General features: G+C 55.5%; 15 protein-coding genes. 14 read left to right on the top strand and 1 reads right to left on the bottom strand.

The window, feature by feature from the left end; all coding sequences use genetic code 11:
* The first annotated feature begins 91 nt into the window (after positions 1 to 91).
* The 3 genes from LD28_RS0107015 to LD28_RS0107005 all read left to right on the top strand — a co-directional run bounded on the left by LD28_RS0107015 (position 92) and on the right by LD28_RS0107005 (position 5,757).
* A complete protein-coding gene (locus LD28_RS0107015; RefSeq protein WP_033136276.1) occupies positions 92 to 3,370 on the top strand; it encodes a DUF5107 domain-containing protein in 3,279 nt (1,092 codons plus the stop codon).
* A gap of 81 nt (positions 3,371 to 3,451) precedes the next feature.
* Positions 3,452 to 4,903, top strand: a complete 1,452-nt coding sequence (locus LD28_RS0107010; protein ID WP_033136275.1) for a sugar porter family MFS transporter — start codon at positions 3,452 to 3,454, stop codon at positions 4,901 to 4,903.
* Entirely contained in the window at positions 4,900 to 5,757 is an 858-nt protein-coding gene (locus LD28_RS0107005; RefSeq protein ID WP_033136274.1) for an aldose 1-epimerase, read from the top strand. The genes LD28_RS0107010 and LD28_RS0107005 overlap by 4 nt, the downstream gene beginning before the upstream one ends.
* 16 nt (positions 5,758 to 5,773) lie before the next feature.
* Here the strand turns inward: LD28_RS0107005 and LD28_RS0107000 are convergent, their stop codons facing one another.
* On the bottom strand, positions 5,774 to 6,580 hold the full coding sequence (locus LD28_RS0107000) for a DeoR family transcriptional regulator (protein WP_033136273.1): 807 nt from the start codon (positions 6,578 to 6,580) through the stop codon (positions 5,774 to 5,776).
* A gap of 274 nt (positions 6,581 to 6,854) precedes the next feature.
* Between LD28_RS0107000 and kbaZ the strand changes: the two genes are divergently transcribed.
* The 11 genes from kbaZ (at position 6,855) to LD28_RS22895 (ending at position 17,502) form a co-directional block, all read left to right on the top strand.
* The gene (gene kbaZ / locus LD28_RS0106995) at positions 6,855 to 8,168 is read left to right on the top strand and encodes a tagatose-bisphosphate aldolase subunit KbaZ (RefSeq protein WP_033136272.1); all 1,314 of its coding nucleotides are present in this window, start codon (positions 6,855 to 6,857) and stop codon (positions 8,166 to 8,168) included.
* Positions 8,169 to 8,180: 12 nt separating this feature from the next.
* Positions 8,181 to 9,344, top strand: a complete 1,164-nt coding sequence (locus LD28_RS0106990) for an SIS domain-containing protein (RefSeq protein ID WP_033136271.1) — start codon at positions 8,181 to 8,183, stop codon at positions 9,342 to 9,344.
* Between the two features lie 131 nt (positions 9,345 to 9,475).
* Positions 9,476 to 9,916: a PTS galactosamine/N-acetylgalactosamine transporter subunit IIA gene (gene agaF / locus LD28_RS0106985; protein WP_033136270.1), complete on the top strand. Its 441-nt coding sequence runs from the start codon at positions 9,476 to 9,478 to the stop codon at positions 9,914 to 9,916.
* The gene (gene nagA, locus LD28_RS0106980; RefSeq protein ID WP_033136269.1) at positions 9,917 to 11,116 is read left to right on the top strand and encodes an N-acetylglucosamine-6-phosphate deacetylase; all 1,200 of its coding nucleotides are present in this window, start codon (positions 9,917 to 9,919) and stop codon (positions 11,114 to 11,116) included. It begins immediately after the preceding gene.
* Positions 11,107 to 11,961, top strand: a complete 855-nt coding sequence (locus LD28_RS0106975) for a tagatose bisphosphate family class II aldolase (RefSeq protein WP_033136268.1) — start codon at positions 11,107 to 11,109, stop codon at positions 11,959 to 11,961. The genes nagA and LD28_RS0106975 overlap by 10 nt, the downstream gene beginning before the upstream one ends.
* Positions 11,962 to 11,999: 38 nt before the next feature.
* Positions 12,000 to 12,470 (top strand): PTS N-acetylgalactosamine transporter subunit IIB, encoded by a 471-nt coding sequence (gene agaV / locus LD28_RS22165; RefSeq protein ID WP_081959448.1) that lies wholly within the window; start codon positions 12,000 to 12,002, stop codon positions 12,468 to 12,470.
* Positions 12,471 to 12,479: 9 nt separating this feature from the next.
* Positions 12,480 to 13,268, top strand: coding sequence for a PTS N-acetylgalactosamine transporter subunit IIC (gene agaW, locus LD28_RS0106965; RefSeq protein ID WP_033136266.1), 789 nt, complete (start codon positions 12,480 to 12,482; stop codon positions 13,266 to 13,268).
* Between the two features lies 1 nt (position 13,269).
* Positions 13,270 to 14,109 (top strand): PTS system mannose/fructose/sorbose family transporter subunit IID, encoded by an 840-nt coding sequence (locus LD28_RS0106960; RefSeq protein WP_050514270.1) that lies wholly within the window; start codon positions 13,270 to 13,272, stop codon positions 14,107 to 14,109.
* A 20-nt stretch (positions 14,110 to 14,129) separates the two neighbouring features.
* Complete coding sequence (locus LD28_RS0106955) at positions 14,130 to 14,858, top strand: sugar isomerase domain-containing protein (RefSeq protein ID WP_033136264.1); 729 nt, start codon at positions 14,130 to 14,132, stop codon at positions 14,856 to 14,858.
* A 14-nt stretch (positions 14,859 to 14,872) separates the two neighbouring features.
* Complete coding sequence (locus LD28_RS0106950; protein WP_033136263.1) at positions 14,873 to 15,604, top strand: sugar isomerase domain-containing protein; 732 nt, start codon at positions 14,873 to 14,875, stop codon at positions 15,602 to 15,604.
* Between the two features lie 65 nt (positions 15,605 to 15,669).
* Positions 15,670 to 17,502: a hypothetical protein gene (locus tag LD28_RS22895; protein ID WP_156120129.1), complete on the top strand. Its 1,833-nt coding sequence runs from the start codon at positions 15,670 to 15,672 to the stop codon at positions 17,500 to 17,502.
* Positions 17,503 to 17,567 lie beyond the last annotated feature (65 nt).

The raw sequence follows: 17,567 nt of genomic DNA, 5'->3' as shown, positions 1-17,567 counted from the left end.
GCGTGATCTTTCGGCAATTAATGCAGGTTTAACCATTCTAATCTGCTCTCACTGAAAACTTTACTAACAAATGTTGAGTGAGGCGAGATTAATGAGAGCTGATGTAAAGGTCTGGGTAGAGACCATCTCACTGCCGACCTACGAGGTGGGCGCCGAAGATCCCAACCCCATGTTTCTCGAGAAGCGGGTCTATCAGGGCTCCTCGGGGGCCGTCTATCCCTATGGGGTGATCGACACCCTCACCGGTCAGAAGCAGATGAAGCCCTATCAGGCGGTCTGGCTGGAGAACGACTTTATCAAGGTGATGCTGCTGCCGGAGCTGGGTGGCCGCATCCACCGTGCCTATGACAAGGTGATGCAGCGGGATTTCGTCTATTACAACGAGGTGATCAAACCGGCGCTGGTGGGGCTGGTGGGTCCCTGGATCTCCGGCGGCATCGAGTTCAACTGGCCGCAGCACCACAGACCCACCACCTTTATGCCGGTGGATTTCACCATTGCGGAGCGCGAGGGCGGCGCCAAGACCGTCTTGCTCGGCGAAGTGGAGCCGATGCGCGGTCTGCAGGTAATGGCAGGCTTCACCCTCTATCCCGACAAGGCGCTTATCGAGATCACCGGCAAGGTGTTCAACGGCAATGACACGCCGCGCCACTTCCTCTGGTGGTCCAACCCGGCAGTGAAAGGGGGCGATGCCCACCAGAGCGTCTTCCCGCCTGATGTGACCGCCGTCTATGACCACGGCAAGCGCGACGTCAGTGCCTTCCCCATCGCCCGCGGCACCTACTACAAGGTGGACTACACCGCCGGGGTCGATATCTCCCGTTACCGCAATATTCCGGTGCCCACCTCCTATATGGCGGACAAGTCCGACTACGACTTCGTCGGCGCCTACTGCCATGACGAGCAGGGCGGCCTGTTGCACGTGGCGGATCACCACGTTTCGCCGGGCAAGAAGCAGTGGAGCTGGGGCAACTGTGACTTCGGTCTGGCCTGGGATCGCAACCTGACCGACGACAACGGCCCTTACATCGAGCTGATGACCGGGGTCTACACCGACAACCAGCCCGACTTCACCTGGCTGGATGCGGGGGAGGAGAAGGTGTTCGTGCAGAACTTCCTGCCCTACAACACTCTCGGCACCCTGCAAAATGCCAACACCCGCGCCGCCATCAAGCTGGAGCGCAGCGAGGACGGTCTGCTGTGCGGTGCCTACGCCATCGCGCCGCTGTGCCACGCCCGTTTCGAAGTGAGTGACGAGAGCGGCGTGCTGTTCACCCAGACGCTGGATCTGCAACCGGGTCAGGCCTGGCTCGAGCCGCAGGCCATCACCAGCGAGGGACGCTTGCAGGTACGCCTGCTGGATGAGCAGGGCCAGACGATCTTGAGTTATCTCGAGCATCAGCCCGCGGGCGAAGCCCTGCCGGATCCGGCCACGGCACCGGAGCCCGCCGTCAATCTCGACTCGGTCGACGAGCTCTACTTCATCGGCCAGCATCTTGAGCAGTATCTGCATGCCAGCCGTTCGCCCTTTGATTACTACCTGCGGGCACTGGAGCTCGATGGCGGCGACTATCGCTGCAATCTGGCGCTGGCAACCCTGGAGTACAACCGCGCCAACTATGAGCAGGCGCTGGTTTACGTCAATCAGGCGCTGGTTCGTGCCCATCGCCTCAACAAGAACCCCCAGTGTGGCAAGGCGAGCTTGTTGCGCGGCCACATCGAGGAGCGTCTTGGCCAGTTCGATGCCGCCTTCGATGACTTCTACAAGGCGACCTGGAGCGGTAACTGCCGCGACAGCGGCTTCCTCGGGCTGGCTCGCATCGCCATGGTGCGCCGTGACCCGCTGCAGGCGCTGCCCTTTGTCGAGAAGAGTCTTGCGGTCAACGGCACCCACTACGGCGCTATCGCCCTCAAAGGGTTGGCGCTGCTGGAGTCTGGCCAGCGGGAGGCAGCCATTGCCTATATCGACGAGCAGCGCGTCCGCTATCCGCTCCACTATCAGCTCGCCTTCCTGCGCTGGCTGGCAAGCGAGCAGCCGAACGATCTCGAAGCGCTGCGCACCCTGTGCAACGGGCGCGGGGTGAACCTCTGCTTCCTGGCGAGCAATCTGCTGGCACTGGGTCGCCCCGAGCTGGCGCAGCAACTGCTCTCAACACTGCCGGTGGAGGAGACCCTGCCGCTGCTGTTTCAGGCCGCGCTGCTGCCGGAAGGTGAGGCGCAGGATGCCCTGCTGCAACGGGCCGAGCAGGCCTTTGGCCGCAAGGTGCGCTTCCCCAATACCCTTGGCGAGGTGGCCATGCTGGCGCAACTGCCCCACAGCTGGTTTGCCAGCTATCTGCTGGGCTGCTTCCACTACAGCAAACGCAACTATGAGCAGGCGATTGCCCTGTGGCAGCAGGTGTGCGAGCAGGCACCCGGATTTGCCCCGGCCTGGCGCAACCTTGGCATCTATCACTTCAACAAGAGCGGCGATCCGGTGGCGGCCGAGCAGTGTCTGAGTCGGGCCTTTGCCCTCAAGCCGGACGATGCCCGTCTGCTGTTTGAACTGGATCAACTGCACAAGCGCTGCGTCATGGCACCAAGCGAGCGGTTGGCGCTGCTGGAGGCACATCGTGAGGTGGCCCTCAAGCGCGACGACCTGACTGCCGAACTGCTCAGCCTCTATCACATCACCGGCCAGCTGGAGGCTGCGGCGGAGATCTTGCGGCTGCGCGAATTCCACCCCTGGGAGGGGGGCGAGGGCAAGGTGACCGGTCAGTACCTCATCAACCAGCAGCGCCGGGCGTTGGCGTTGATGACTCAGGGGCGTCACGAGCAGGCTATTTTGCTGCTGCAACAGGCGTTGCACTACCCCCTCAATCTGGGGGAGGGGCGTCTGGTGGGGCAGACCGACAACGATATCCACTACCTGCTGGCGCTCTGCCATCTGGCCTGTGACAACCAGAGTCTGGCGGCCCAGTGCCTGCAACAGGCCTGTCTTGGTCAGGGGTCGCTGGGGGCCAGCCGCTACTACAACGATCAGCCGGTGGATTACCTCTTCTATCAGGGCATGGCGCTGGCACGTCTTGGTCGGGTTGCGGAGGCGCAGCGTCTCTTTGAAGGGATGGTCGGCTGGGCCGAGCAGGCGATGGGCGAGTCGGTCGAAGCGGATTTCTTCGCCGTCTCACTGCCCGACCTCATCGTGCTGGATGACGACCCGCAGCACAAACATCGCCAGCACTGTCTGCTGGTCCGGGCGCTCGGCCTGTTGGGGCTGGGTCAGCGGGATGGTTGTGAACAGACCTTGCGAGAGCTGCTCACCCTTAACCCGGCTCACGACAAGGGGCACCTCTTTGCCCTGATCTGCCGCGAGCTGTCACTCAACTCATAACACTCATAACAAAAACCGGCGCCCCGCCACGGTGAGGGGCGCCACTGCACCCTACAATCGACAAGATGATAAGGATGAGTCATGGAACGCACGAAAAATCAATTGGATACGAATGGGCTCAATATGAGCTACATCTGGATGATCTGCTTGGTGGCCGCCTGCGGTGGCCTGCTGTTTGGTTATGACTGGGTGGTGATTGGCGGGGCCAAGCCATTCTATGAGGCCTATTTCGCCATCACCGACCCGGCCCAGTCCGGCTGGGCCATGAGCTCGGCGCTGGTGGGCTGTGTGCTGGGGGCCGCCATCTCCGGCTGGTCAGCCGACCGCTTCGGTCGCAAGAAGCCGCTGATCCTGGCCGCCATCCTCTTCACCATCTCGGCGTGGGGCACGGCTGCTGCCAGCAACTTCGATCTGTTTGTGGTCTATCGCATCATCGGCGGGATCGGCATCGGTCTGGCCTCTGCGCTCTCGCCTATGTACATCGCCGAGATCAGCCCGGCCAACAAGCGGGGCAAGTTCGTGGCCATCAACCAGCTCACCATCGTCATCGGGGTGCTGGCGGCTCAGTTGGTGAACCTGATGATCGCCGATCCGGTGGCGAGCAACGCCACTCAGGCCGATATTCTGGCGACCTGGAATGGTCAGTCCGGCTGGCGCTGGATGTTCGGTGCCGAACTGGTACCTGCGCTGGCGTTTCTGGTGTTGATGTTCTTCGTGCCGGAGTCGCCGCGCTGGTTGGCCAAAGATGGTCAGTATGAGAAAGCCTCCCGCATGCTCGGCAAGATTGGCGGGGATGCCTATGCCAAGCAGACCCTGGCCGATATTCGTCAGACCTTGGTGGGCGAGACCCACAAGGTCTCGCTGGCGGAGCTGGGTAAACCCTCGGTACGGCCGATCCTCATCATCGGGATTGTGCTGGCGGTGTTCCAGCAGTGGTGCGGCATCAACGTCATCTTCAACTATGCGCAGGAGATCTTTGCCTCCGCCGGGTTTGACATCAACAGCACCCTCAAATCCATCGTCGCCACCGGTCTTATCAACCTGCTGTTTACCCTGATCGCGCTGCCCATGGTGGACAAGATTGGTCGTCGCAAGCTGATGCTGATTGGCTCGGCGGGGCTGACCATCATCTACGGCATGATGGCGGCGGCCTATGCCACAGGCGTACTGGGGCTGCCGGTGTTGCTGCTGGTATTGGCGGCGATCGCCATCTATGCCCTGACGCTGGCGCCGGTCACCTGGGTGCTGCTCTCGGAGATCTTCCCCAACCGTGTGCGCGGGCTGGCGATGTCGGCCGGTACCCTGGCGCTCTGGATCGCCTGCTTCGTGCTGACCTACACCTTCCCGCTGCTTAACGCCGGGTTGGGCGCCGCAGGCAGCTTCCTGCTCTATGGCCTTATCTGTTTCGCCGGTCTCATCTTTATCTATCGCAAGGTGCCCGAGACCAAGGGCGTCACGCTGGAGGCGCTGGAAGCCCAGCTGGCCCAAGGCAAGGTCGAACTGACGCCGACCAAGGCGAGCGCCTCGGCATGACGGTATACACATTAAACAACCCGCATCTTCGGATGCGGGTCTCTGCACAAGGGGCCTGCCTGCTGGGGCTGGAGGATGACAAAGGGCGCCCGTTGCTGCGCGACACGGACCCGGCACAGCCCTGGCATCCCGGGCAGAGCGCGCTGTTTCCCATGGTGCCGCTGGCCAATCGGGTCGCAGGCAACCGGTTTGAACTGTGGGGAGAGGCGTGTGCGTTGCCCGCGAGCGAGCTCGATCCCGACTTCTTTTTGCATGGGGATGGCTGGTTGCAGCCTTGGCAACCGGTGGCGTTGACCGACAGCTCGGTGACCTTGCAGCTCACCAGCCAGAATGGCCCCTTTCATTATCTGGCGGAGATCGACTATCGGCTGCAGGGGGCGAGCCTGGTGGCGCGGATCAGCCTGACCCATCTCGGGGAGAGCCCCTGCCTCTACGGCGCCGGTTTCCACCCCTTCTTCTGGCGCGACTCGCAGACCCGCATTCGCTTTCTGGCGAGCGGCGTCTGGCAAGAGGGGCCGGATCATCTGCCGACCGACTGGTCGAGCAGACTGGCGCCCCACCTCGACTTTCGCCAGTGGGCTCGCCCGCAAGGGTGGCTCAACCACTGTTACGGCGGCTGGCGCGGTCAGGCCGAGATTGACCATCCAACCCGCCAGCAGCGCCTGCTGGTTGCAAGCGAGTGTGCCTTCCTGATGCTCTACCAGCCCGATGAGGGGAGTGGCTTTGTCTGTCTGGAGCCCCAGAGCCATGCCGCCAATGCCCACCATCTGGCCGGTCACCCCGGTTTGCGGTTACTCGCCAGAGGTGACCGCATGAGTATCGGTATGACCCTGACCCTAGTGTCCGGGGGCTAACGCAATCCTGCTGCGATCAGTGGGGATCCGCCGGTACCAGCAGTACCTCGATCCCGGCATGACGCAAGCCAGTCAGCACGTCTGCTGGCAGGGCGTCATCGGTGATCAGGGTATGAATACGCGGGGTATCGATAATCTTGTGCAGGCTGCGTCGGCCAAATTTGCTGGAGTCGGTGACCACGATGATCCGCTCGGCGACCTGACACATGCAGCGGTTAAGGCGCGCTTCATCCTCGTGATGGGTACTGACACCACGCTCGAGGTCGATGCCATCCACCCCGAGAAACAGCAGGTCAAAATGGTAGTTTTGCAGGGATTGCTCGGCCTGCGCCCCATAGAACGAGAGTGATTTGCGGCGCAGTTGACCGCCGGTCATCAGCAGCTCGACCCCCTCCGCCTCCAGCAGTGCATTGGCCACGTTCATGCCGTTGGTCATCACCAGGATCTCCTGATGCTCGCGCAGATGACGCGCCACCTCCAGCGTCGTGGTGCCCGAGTCGAGGATAAGACGACACCCGGGCGGTACCAGTGTGGCCGCCAGCGCGCCGATCCGCTGTTTGGCTGGCGTATTGAGCACGCTCTTGTCGGCAATGGTTCGCTCGGGTACGGCCTGATTGGGTTCACACAGCAGGGCGCCACCATAGGCGCGTACAGCGACCCCCTGTTTTTCCAGGAATGCCAGATCGTTGCGAATGGTCACGGTCGACACCTGATAGTGGGTGGCCAGTTCATTGACCTGAACGCTGCCATTGCTGCGCAGTTGCTGAATGATCCGTTCCCGCCGCTCGCTGGTCCCGAGCGTGCTTCTTTCTGTTGTTTGCATAGTCTCTTCTGCCGGAGTGCTGTGGTGAAAATGTTCTTTCACTTCGTTACGTTTTCATATTAACGCTCAGCGGCAGAGTCAAATCAAGCCATTACTAAGCTTTTCCACAGCAATATTTTCATTTCCCATCGCCCGGCAGCTTTCAGTGTCTTTCTTTTTGTGATCCCTCTCAAGAAGATAGAACTCTTTTGTTTCGTTTTCTTTGTATCGCCACTAGGGTAAAGAAAACGAAGTGAAAGGTTACTTTCATCTAGAGCAACGAAGGAAGATCAAAATGAAATCCATGCTGGCACTGGTCGAAAGACATAAACAGGGAGAACAGGTCGGGATCTATGCCGTCTGCTCCGCTCACCCGCTGGTGCTGGAGGCCGCGTTGCGCTTGGCCGCCGAAGGGGATCAACTGCTGCTGGTCGAGGCCACCTCCAATCAGGTGGATCAGTTCGGTGGTTACACCGGGATGACTCCGGCCGATTTTCGTGATCGCCTCTATCAACTGGCTGCCGAGTGCCACTTTCCGGCGCACCGACTCATTCTCGGGGGGGATCACCTTGGTCCCAACCGCTGGCAAGGTGAGCCAGCCGAGCAGGCCATGGCCCATGCCGAAAAGCTGATTGCCTGCTATGTCGCCGCCGGTTTCAAGAAGATCCATCTCGACTGCAGCATGTCTTGTCAGGGTGATCCGGTGCCGCTGACCGATGAGCTGGTCGCAGAGCGGGCCGCCCGTCTGGCGCAGATCGCCGAGCAAACCTGTCTGGCCACCTTTGGCAAGAGCGATCTGGTCTATGTGATTGGCACCGAGGTGCCGGTGCCGGGCGGTGCTCATGAAGAGTTGGCCGAGTTGGCCGTCACCACCCCGGAAGCGGCACGCCATACCCTGGAGGCACACCAGCAAGCCTTCGCTCAGGTTGGTCTGGCCCATATCTGGCCACGGGTGATCGGGCTGGTGGTGCAGCCCGGGGTCGAGTTTGACCACACCCACATCATCGATTACCAACCCGCGAAAGCGGCACCACTGAGCCGGATGATCGAAGCCTACCCCCATCTGGTGTTCGAGGCTCACTCCACCGATTACCAGACCCCCGAGGCTTATCGTCAGTTGGTTCGCGACCACTTTGCCATTCTCAAGGTCGGCCCGGCCCTCACCTTTGCCCTGCGTGAAGCGCTGTTTGCCCTTGCCGCCATCGAAGAGGAGCTGGTTGTCGCCAAGGCGTGCTCGGGTCTGCGCCAGGTAATGGAAGAGACCATGCTGGATCGCCCCGACTTCTGGCGCAGCCACTATCAGGGCAGTGCCAACGAATGCCGACTCGCTCGCGGTTACAGCTACTCAGACCGCATTCGCTACTACTGGCCCGATGCGCGCGTCGATGAGTGCTATGCCAGATTGCTCACCAACCTGGCCGCAGAGCCCATCCCCTTGCCACTGCTCAGTCAGCATCTGCCCCTGCAGTACCGCAAGGTACGTTTGGGCACGCTGTCGGCCAATCCCCATGACCTCATTCTTGATCAGGTGCAGGAGGTGTTGCGCAGCTATGCCAACGCTTGCGGCACAGCCTGCCCCTGTCTTTCCCAGCTCGACCCTGTCGTTTAAGGAGTTGTAGACATGATCCTTGGTTATCCAGAAGAGATGCTGCGCACGGCCAACGGCCTGGCGACAGCCCGTGAAATTCATCAACAACCGGCAACCTGGCGGGAGACCCTTGCCATGGTGGAGGAGTGTCGCAATGCGCTGGATCGCTTTCTTGCCCCTCTGCGCTCCCATGGCAATCTGCGGGTGATCCTGACCGGTGCCGGTACCTCTGCCTTTGCGGGACGAGCGCTTGCTCCCTACCTCTCTGCTCGCCTGAATACCCGGTTCGAGGCGATTGCTTCCACCGATATTGTCACCGATCCGGCCGAGTATCTGGCTGAGGATTGCCCGACTCTGCTTATCTCGTTCGCCCGCTCTGGCAATAGCCCGGAGAGCGTGGCCACCGTTGAGCTGGCCAGCCAGTTGCTCGGCAACTGTCATCATCTGGTGCTCACCTGCAACGGCGAAGGGGCGCTCTATCGCCGCTGCCAGCAAGATGCCCGCTCTCTGGCCCTGCTGATGCCGCCACAAACCAATGATCGCAGCTTCGCCATGACCAGCAGCCTGACCAGCATGATGCTGAGCTGTCTTGCCGTCTTCCTGCCAGCACAGTTCAACCAGCAGGCCTGCGCCCCACTGGTTGGCGTCAGTGAAGCGATCCTTGATCAGGTTGTTCAGCAGGTGCCTGCATGGAATGAACCGCTGCCACAACGGGTTATCTATCTTGGTAGTGGCAGCCTGCAAGGGGTTGCCCAGGAGTCGGCGCTCAAGCTGCTGGAGCTGACCGGTGGTCGGCTGGTCGCCCTGTTTGACTCTCCAACCGGTTTTCGCCATGGCCCCAAATCCGTCGTCAATGCACAGACCCTGATCGTCCAGCTCATCTCCAATGACCCCTATACCCGTCAATATGATCTGGATCTGTTGCGCGAACTGCGGGGCGACGGACAGGCCGCCCGGGTGGTCGCCATTGCTGACCAGCATGACCCCCGTATCGAAGAGGGTGAGCACATCTATCTGCCCCACACCCTGCAGGGTGATGATGCCCAGCTCTCCTTTTGCTACCTGCTCTATGCCCAGTTTTATGCCTTCTACACCTCGTTGAGTCTTGGTATCAGCCCGGACAATCCCTGCCCGACCGGGCACGTCAACCGGGTCGTACAAGGGGTAAATATTTATCCCTATAAAAGTCAGGAATGAGAATCAACGGGCAGAAATCACTATAAGAATTAATCACTATGCATCTGAAAATATTGCATATTTATTTTTGTAAACGTTTCCATTCTTCATGGTCTGTTTGTTGTTAATCATTAGAAAAAGGAGTGAGTCACATGTTGGGCATCATCATCACGGGGCATGGCGGTTTTGCCAGCGGACTGGCAAAGGCAATGGAGCAGATCCTCGGTGAACAGCCATATGTGGCGGCAATTGATTTTCCCGAATCATCAACCACCAGCAAGTTGGAGCATCAACTTGCAGAGGCCATGTTGGCAGTAGAGCAGGGTGATGGTGTGGTGTTTCTCACTGACTTGCTAGGGGGAACACCTTTCCGGGTGGCCTCTTTGTTATCAATGGCAGCACCCAAACGAGAGGTGATCACCGGAACCAATCTCCAGCTGTTGTTGGAGATGCTGCTGGAGCGTGATGGCCTGAGTGTCAGTGAATTCCGTGTCCAGGCCCTCGCTTGCGGCCACCGTGGCCTCACTTCACTGGCAGATGAAATGCAAAAAGATCGCCAGGCAGAAGCAAGCCTGGTCGAGGAGGGTATTTAAATGGCTTCACGGATCCGTGCTCGCCGCCTGCTGACCGAGCAGGGCTGGCTGGAGCATCAGGCGCTCACCCACCAAGGGGGCATCATCACCGCAATCGCCCCCATCACAGATGGCGATCCGGTGCGGGATGTCGATCTGCTGGTACCGGCCCTGATCGATGGTCATGTCCACGGTGGCGCCGGGGTGGATGTGATGGACAACGACAGCAAGGCCCTCGGCACCCTGTCGATGGCCAAGGCGGCGGAAGGTGTCGGCGCGTTTCTCGCGACCACGGTCACCGCCCCGCTACCCGATCTTGAGCAGGCCGTTGCCCGCATTGCCGATGGCGTTGCCAGCGGCATGCCGGGTGCCGAGCTGCTCGGTTGCTATCTGGAAGGGCCCTATTTTACCCCGACCAACAAGGGGGCCCACGATCAGGCGCTGTTTCGGGAGTTGGAGATTGCCGAGCTGAACAGGCTGCAACAGCTGGCACGCGGCACGTTGAAAGTGGTGGCGCTGGCACCGGAAAAGCCCAATGCCATCACGGCCATTCGTCATCTTGCCGCAAACGGCATCCGGGTGATGCTGGGCCACTCTGCGGCGGATCACGACACCACCATGGCGGCGCTGTCGGCGGGCGCCTCCGGGCTGGTGCACTGCTTCAATGGCATGCGTGGTCTGCACCACCGGGAGCCCGGCATGGTCGGTGCTGGCCTGGTCCATCCCGATGCCTGGCTGGAGCTGATCGCAGATGGCCATCATCTCCACCCAAGCGTGCTCAAACTCTGCCACTGCTGCGCCGGTGAGCGTCTGCTGCTGATCACTGATGCGATGCGGGCCGCTGGTATGCCAGATGGTCACTACCTGCTCGGCAACTACCGGGTCGAGATGAAAGAGGGGGTGGTGCGCACCGAGGCCGGCGGTCTGGCTGGCAGCTCCCTCACTCTGCTCGACGCCGTGCGCAACATGGTCAATCTGGCGGGCGTCCCGCTGGCCGATGCCATCCGGATGGCATCACTGGCACCAGCCAAGATGCTCGGTATTGCCGATCGTCTCGGTTCACTGGCCGTCGGCAAACAGGCCAACCTGCTCGCCCTTACCACTGAACTTACTCAACAACACATCTGGGTGGCTGGCCGGGAGATAGACCCCGCTCACTTCGTCACCCTTTTCTCAGGATCTCGCGTCAATCAGGACGCACAGGAGTCACTATGTATCTGATCTCTTCCCATGAAATGCTCAAAGATGCCCAGCGCCGCGGTTACGCCGTGCCCGCCTTCAACATCCACAACCTGGAAACCGTGCAGGTTGTGGCTCGCGCGGCAGCGCGCATGCGTTCACCGGTGATCCTGGCTGGTACCCCGGGCACCTATCGCCATGCCGGGGTTGAGTATCTGGTCTCCATCTGTCAGGCCGCGGCCCATGAGTACCGCATCCCGCTGGTGCTGCATCTGGATCATCATGAAGACGAGCAGGACATCCACAGCAAGGTCGAAGCGGGGATTCGCTCGGCCATGATCGATGCCTCGCACTTTCCGTTTGAAGAGAACATCGAGAAAGTACGCAGTGTGGTCACCTTCTGCCACCGCATGGGGGCCAGCGTCGAAGCTGAACTGGGCCAGCTGGGTGGTCAGGAAGATGACCTCATTGTCGATGCCGCAAATGCCAAATTTACCGATCCGCTGAAGGCGGCCGAGTTTGTCCGCCGCACCGGTATCGACTCGCTGGCCGTTGCCATCGGCACCGCCCACGGCCTCTACAAGGAGGAGCCCCGCCTCGACTTCGCCCGCCTCGCCGCGATCCGCGAGCAGGTGGATATTCCGCTGGTACTGCACGGCGCCTCCGGTGTGCCGGAAGCCGATGTCCGCCGCTGTATCGAACTCGGGATCTGCAAGGTCAACGTCGCGACCGAACTGAAGATCGCCTTCGCCGATGCCATGAAAGCCTTCCTTGGCTCTCATCCGGATGCCAGCGATCCGCGCCAGTATCTGGTCCCCGCCATGGCAGCCATGGAAGAGGTGGTCGAAGCGAAAATCCGCATGTGTATGAGCGATAACAAATTATAAAAACCGATATTAGTAACGTGAAATAAAGGACTAGCACTATGCCAAATATTGTTTATACCCGAATCGATGAGCGAGGCTTACATGGTCAAGTCGCGGTAGGTCATGGCCCTCATTCTGGATGCAACCTGATTCTTTTTGCCAATGACGCGGTTTCGCAAGATCCTGCACAACAAGCATTGGCAAAAATGTCGGCTGGTGAATTTGATACCCGTTTTTTCAGTTTGCAGAAAACGATTGATGTCATTCATAAAGCTGCGGACCATCAAAAAATATTTATCCTTGTTCGTACCCCTCAGGATGCCTTGACCCTTGTTAAAGGTGGTGTGCCGATTAAGAAAATAAATGTTGGCAATATGCACTACAAGGAAGGAAAAGAACAGGTTCATGCCACTGTGTCGCTGGATAATAATGATAAAAGCACATTCAGAGAGTTGGTTGGTCTCGGGGTTTCTTGCACCATCCAACGTAACCCATCAGATACTCCCATAAATATTGAACAATACTTGTAAGGTGAAAATATGGATATTTTAACTGTATTCGCCATCGCCCTGTGGGTCGGCTTTGCCGGGCTTGATTATTATGGCTCCGGGTTGATGTTTGGTCGGCCTATTGTAACCGGGACGGTTGTTGGCCTGCTGATGGGTGATATTGAGTCAGGCTTGTTAATTGGTGCGACGTTAGAGCTGGCCTGGCTTGGTTTAATGCCATTGGCGGGCGCTCAACCCCCTAATGTCACTATCGGATCGGCAGTTGGTGTTGTTTTCGGGATCCAGTCTGGATTGTCCCCAAGTGCAGTTGTCGGTGTGGCAATACCATTTGCTATCCTGATGCAACAGTTAACCGTTATTCAATTTACTGGTTTTGCCACCTTGATGAATAAAGTCGACAAGATGGCTGGCGAATGTGATGTGAAAGGGATCGAACGAGTTAACTATTTGGGGATGGCAGCCTATTTCTTCACCTTCTTTATCTGTGCCTTTATCCCGACTTACTTTGGTGATGTGGTTGCAAAAACAATTGTTGAACAGGTCCCGAAAGTCATCATAGAAGGGTTAAGCATCGCTGGTGCCATGATGCCGGCACTGGGTTTTGCCATGCTTTTGAAGATGATGTTGAAAGAGAAAAAATATACTCCATTTTTCATCATCGGCTTTGTCTGTGCGACATTTTTGAAGTTGCCCGTTATCGCTGTTGCGCTTCTTGGTTTGTCTGTCGCAATTATCGATTATTTTAATCATGCCGAGCGCAAGAATAGCAAAAACAAAGTAACGCCGCTTGACAATGAACAAATGGATGAGGGCATTTAATATGTCACAGCACACTGAAAAAATGATGAACAATGAAGAGTATCTTGACCAGGACACTAACGCAGTGCTGGACCAGAAGATTATGAGGCAGTCCTGGCTGCGGATGCTGTGGGTTCAGGCTTCATTTAACTATCAAAGGATGCAATCATCCGGATTCCTCTATGCGATGTTACCGGCATTGCAGCGAATTCATAAAAATAAGCATGACCTCTCATTATCATTGAAGCTGCATAACGAGTTTTTCAATACTGCACCTTGGCTGGTTACTTTCATGCAAGGGGTTATCCTTGCCATGGAAAAAGGCAAGCAACCAATAGAAACCATCCGCTCTTTCAAAGTGGCGGCGATGGGACCATTAGGCGGGATTGGTGATGCAATGTGTCAACTGACAATATTGCCTATCACAGCTTCTATTGCAGCAGCCTTGGCATTGGATAAAGTTTATATCGCGCCGCTTATTTTCCTGTTGCTCTTTAACCTGGTTAGATTTTCGATCTACATCCCGCTGTTTAACTATGGTTACAAATTAGGGCTCAATGCGCTTGGCTCTCTGAAGCAGCAAAGTGATGCATTTAGTCGTGGTGCAACAATTCTTGGTCTGACAGTGGTAGGCGCACTCACAGCATCATTTGTCAGGGTCAAACTTGGTGCTGAAATTCATCTCGGTGACACAGTATTGAATATCCAGGATGGAATTTTAGACAAAATAATGCCGAATATTTTGCCTCTTATTGTCGTCATCGGGTGCTACAAGCTGATTATGCGTGGGCTATCACCTGTCAAAATGATGCTGGGCATGATTGTTGGTTCAGTGTTACTGCATTATGTCGGAATACTTTAATAGATATATGAGAGGACAACATGATTAAGTATATAGATAGCTGTAAAGCCATTATTGAGAAAGTGATAGCGAATGAAGGGAGTAACATTGAGAATGCTGCGAAACTGATGAGCAATGCAGTGCAGCATGATGGTGTTATCCATGTTTCTGGTGGTCACTGCCATATCTATGCGATGGAAACATTTTATCGCGCGGGTGGCTTGGTGCCGATCAACCCTCTGCTACCACATATTTATTCTACCGCACCGCGTACTCAGGCTTATTCAGATCATATTTATGAAGTTGAAGGTGTTGGGACGACTATTTTTGAAGACCAGCATGTGACTGTACAGGATTGTGTCATTTTGGCCTCGATTGCAGGGCGTACAATTCCGACGGTAGATATCGCTTTGGCGGCCAAAAAGCGCGGGCTTCCGGTGATCGCCTTGCAATCGATGGAGTTCAGCAAACGGACAAAACCAAAGCACTCTTCGGGTTTGTTTTTGAGTGATATCGCAGATATTACGATTGATCTCAACATTCCGTATGGTGATGCGGTCATCGAATTGGATGGGCTCTCCGAAAAATGTTGCCCGGTATCATCCATTATTGGTTTCTCAGTTATTCAAGCATTAGTGACACAGACGGTATGCAATTTGGCTGAGGCTGGGGTAACACCACCAGTTTGGGTTAGTTCAAATCTGGATCGTGGTGATGCGATCAATAAAAAGCATATTTTGTCTATGAAAGGCCGTGTGAGTTGCCTGTAATTGGAGATGGTTATATGTACAAGAAATATTTGACTGACTTGCTACAACATATTGATGCGGTGAAAGATCAGCAAGAGGTAATTGAACAGTGTGCTGTAGCGATGGCCAATTCAATTATAAATGATGGGATGATCCATGTTACAGGCTGTGGCCATTCGCAAATGTTTGCCCATGAGATGTATTTCCGTGCCGGAGGACTGGTACAAGTCAATGCGATTTTACCACCTGTTCTGGCACTGTCTCCCTATGCTCCGATGAGTACTTTTGCTGAACGGCAACATGGGTTGGCAGCTATCGCGCTCGATGGTGAAAAAGAGTTGCGTCAAGGCGATATCTTGATTGTGGTATCTACCTCTGGCCGAAATCCGGTACCGGTTGAATTTGCCATGGAGGGTAAAAAACGAGGTTTGACCGTGATTGGTTTGACTTCCTTTGCATTTACTCGCGCAGTGTCATCAAGGCACCAGAGCGGTAAAAAACTGGAAGATGTTTGTGATTATGTGCTTGATATGGGGGGCGTGCCAGGAGATGCAATTATTCCGGTGCCCAATCATGACTTTTCAACCGGATCAATTTCTTCCGTGATTGGCTTTACTATCTTGAATAGCTTGGTATGTGAATGTGTCAAACAGACTATCAAGCTGGATAAACAACCGCTGTTATGGCGTTCTGTCAATGCGTTACAAGCAGCTGAAGTGAATAAAGGTAATATTGATAAGTATAAAAATAGAGTTACCTGCATGTAATTTAATGGTGGTATTTCCTGCGTGTAGCAGGCAATGTCATATCTTCTTATAACATGGAGTTTAAGATGAAAATATGTTCACAACTTGTTGCTGGAGGGATAATTGGGTTAAGTTGTTTATCTGTTCAGTATGCCAATGCTGCCGTTACTGCTACACACACACCTCCGGTAGCGGTTCATTTAGGGAATGACTCGCCCGGCTTCTCATTTATTGATGAAACAGGAAAGTATTTCTATCATGATACCCTGTCACAATACAACGAGTATAATCCAAATAATGCTGATCACGCTTGGCGTTTTTTCAGTGAGAAAAATTATCAAGGCGCAGATGAACTTTTCAAGAACAACTCACGCAATTATGATGAGATTAAAGGCATTTATGATCAAGCAACAGTTCAAAATACCGTTCCATTGTGCACCAACACGCCATTAATGAGGCGTATACAACCACAGGGGACTGGTTATAATTATATAAATTATTGTGGTTTAATGGATGTGTGGGTAGATCCGGATAGTGGTGATTGGTATGGCTTGTTGCACGATGAAATCTTTGGTCTGACTCCAAGATATGATGCGATTGAACTGGTGAAGTCCACGGATAAAGGAGTGAATTGGGCAGTAACTGATGTTATCCAAACCTCCCAATATGGTATGAAAGATTCTCGACAAGAAACGCTTGGTCAGACCTACAATTATGGCGGTGGCGATCCCCGGCTGTTTGTCGATTATGCATCAGGATATTTTTACATATTCTACACCAGTCGTGTACAGAACCTCTCTGGCTGGACAGGGTTTAGCTCATTTATGCAAGAGCATGTCATGAGAGCGCCAATGTCAGGCAAGATGTCACCAGCCAGTTGGCGGAAGTTTCATAATGGACGATGGGAAGAGTTTAATACTGGTGATTACTCTCTGGGTAATGCCGGGGCTGCCAGTAATATTGTCTCAGTAGATGTGTCAGCCAATGGATACTTTTCACCCGAGTATGACCCTGTCGCTATGGTCGGCACGGCATCAGAATTGGTAGCCCAGGGGAAATTGGTCAACTCCCCCTTGCGGGTTGCCAATGTCGCATGGAATAGCTATCTGGGCAAATATATTGCCACACCGGAACCTTCATCAGGGGTGGGAAATGGAGAGAAGGCTCCGTTGGAGTTTTATGTGACCGAGAGTTTGTCAAGCCAGAAGTGGGCAAAGCTAGTAACACTCAATAATTATGTGACTCGATCCTGGTATCGCTTCATGATGGACCCGCAAGTACAAACCTTGTCAAATTTCATTGTGGGTAAAACAACCAGAACATATTGTTATATTGAATGTCAGCAATATGGTGCTGAATATATTGACGTTACCTTTCAAAAAACTGGCACAGATAATCAAGCGCGGATAGAGGAAAAGCTGTTACGTAATCGCGATGGCGAGGTACTGACAGCCGATAGTCGATTCAATCTGACGGTGAAGCATGGACAGGATGATGGCGATCTCTCTTGGGGGCTCGTGAACCGGCAAGATGGTTATTACCATGTTGTGGCTTATCCGGCAGGACATATGGAGCAAAAAAGATACTTGGGCATTACTGAGCCGGGTGGTGTCAATGACTCAAGGCGTTGGGGGGCAGAGGTTGGGTTGGTTGCAGATCCTTGCTTGGGGGCTGAAACCTCGGATACCTGTTTGAACTCACAGTGGGTCAAAGTATCGACCGTGCAAAGCCGTAATGATGGCCGTGAGCAACGAGATGGTAGCTATCGTCTGGTAAACCGGTTCAGTGGGTTGACGTTGAGTTTTGATTCAAGTCAGGCGCTGAATCATCAAGTCACGGTATCTCCATTCCGTTCCTGGGATTGTACCGATTCGACATGCAAGGATAGAAACAAGGCGACATCGCAGATGTTGCAATAATTGAGTCTCTCTCTGAGAGCATCGTTTTATTATCCGATGTCGTTTATTGATTTGCCGTTCGACGA

The organism is Aeromonas finlandensis (genome assembly GCF_000764645.1).
GTDB classification, from domain to species: Bacteria; Pseudomonadota; Gammaproteobacteria; order Enterobacterales; family Aeromonadaceae; genus Aeromonas; species Aeromonas finlandensis.
Note: the sequence above shows the minus strand (reverse complement) of the source record. Positions and strands in the feature narration are given on the sequence as shown.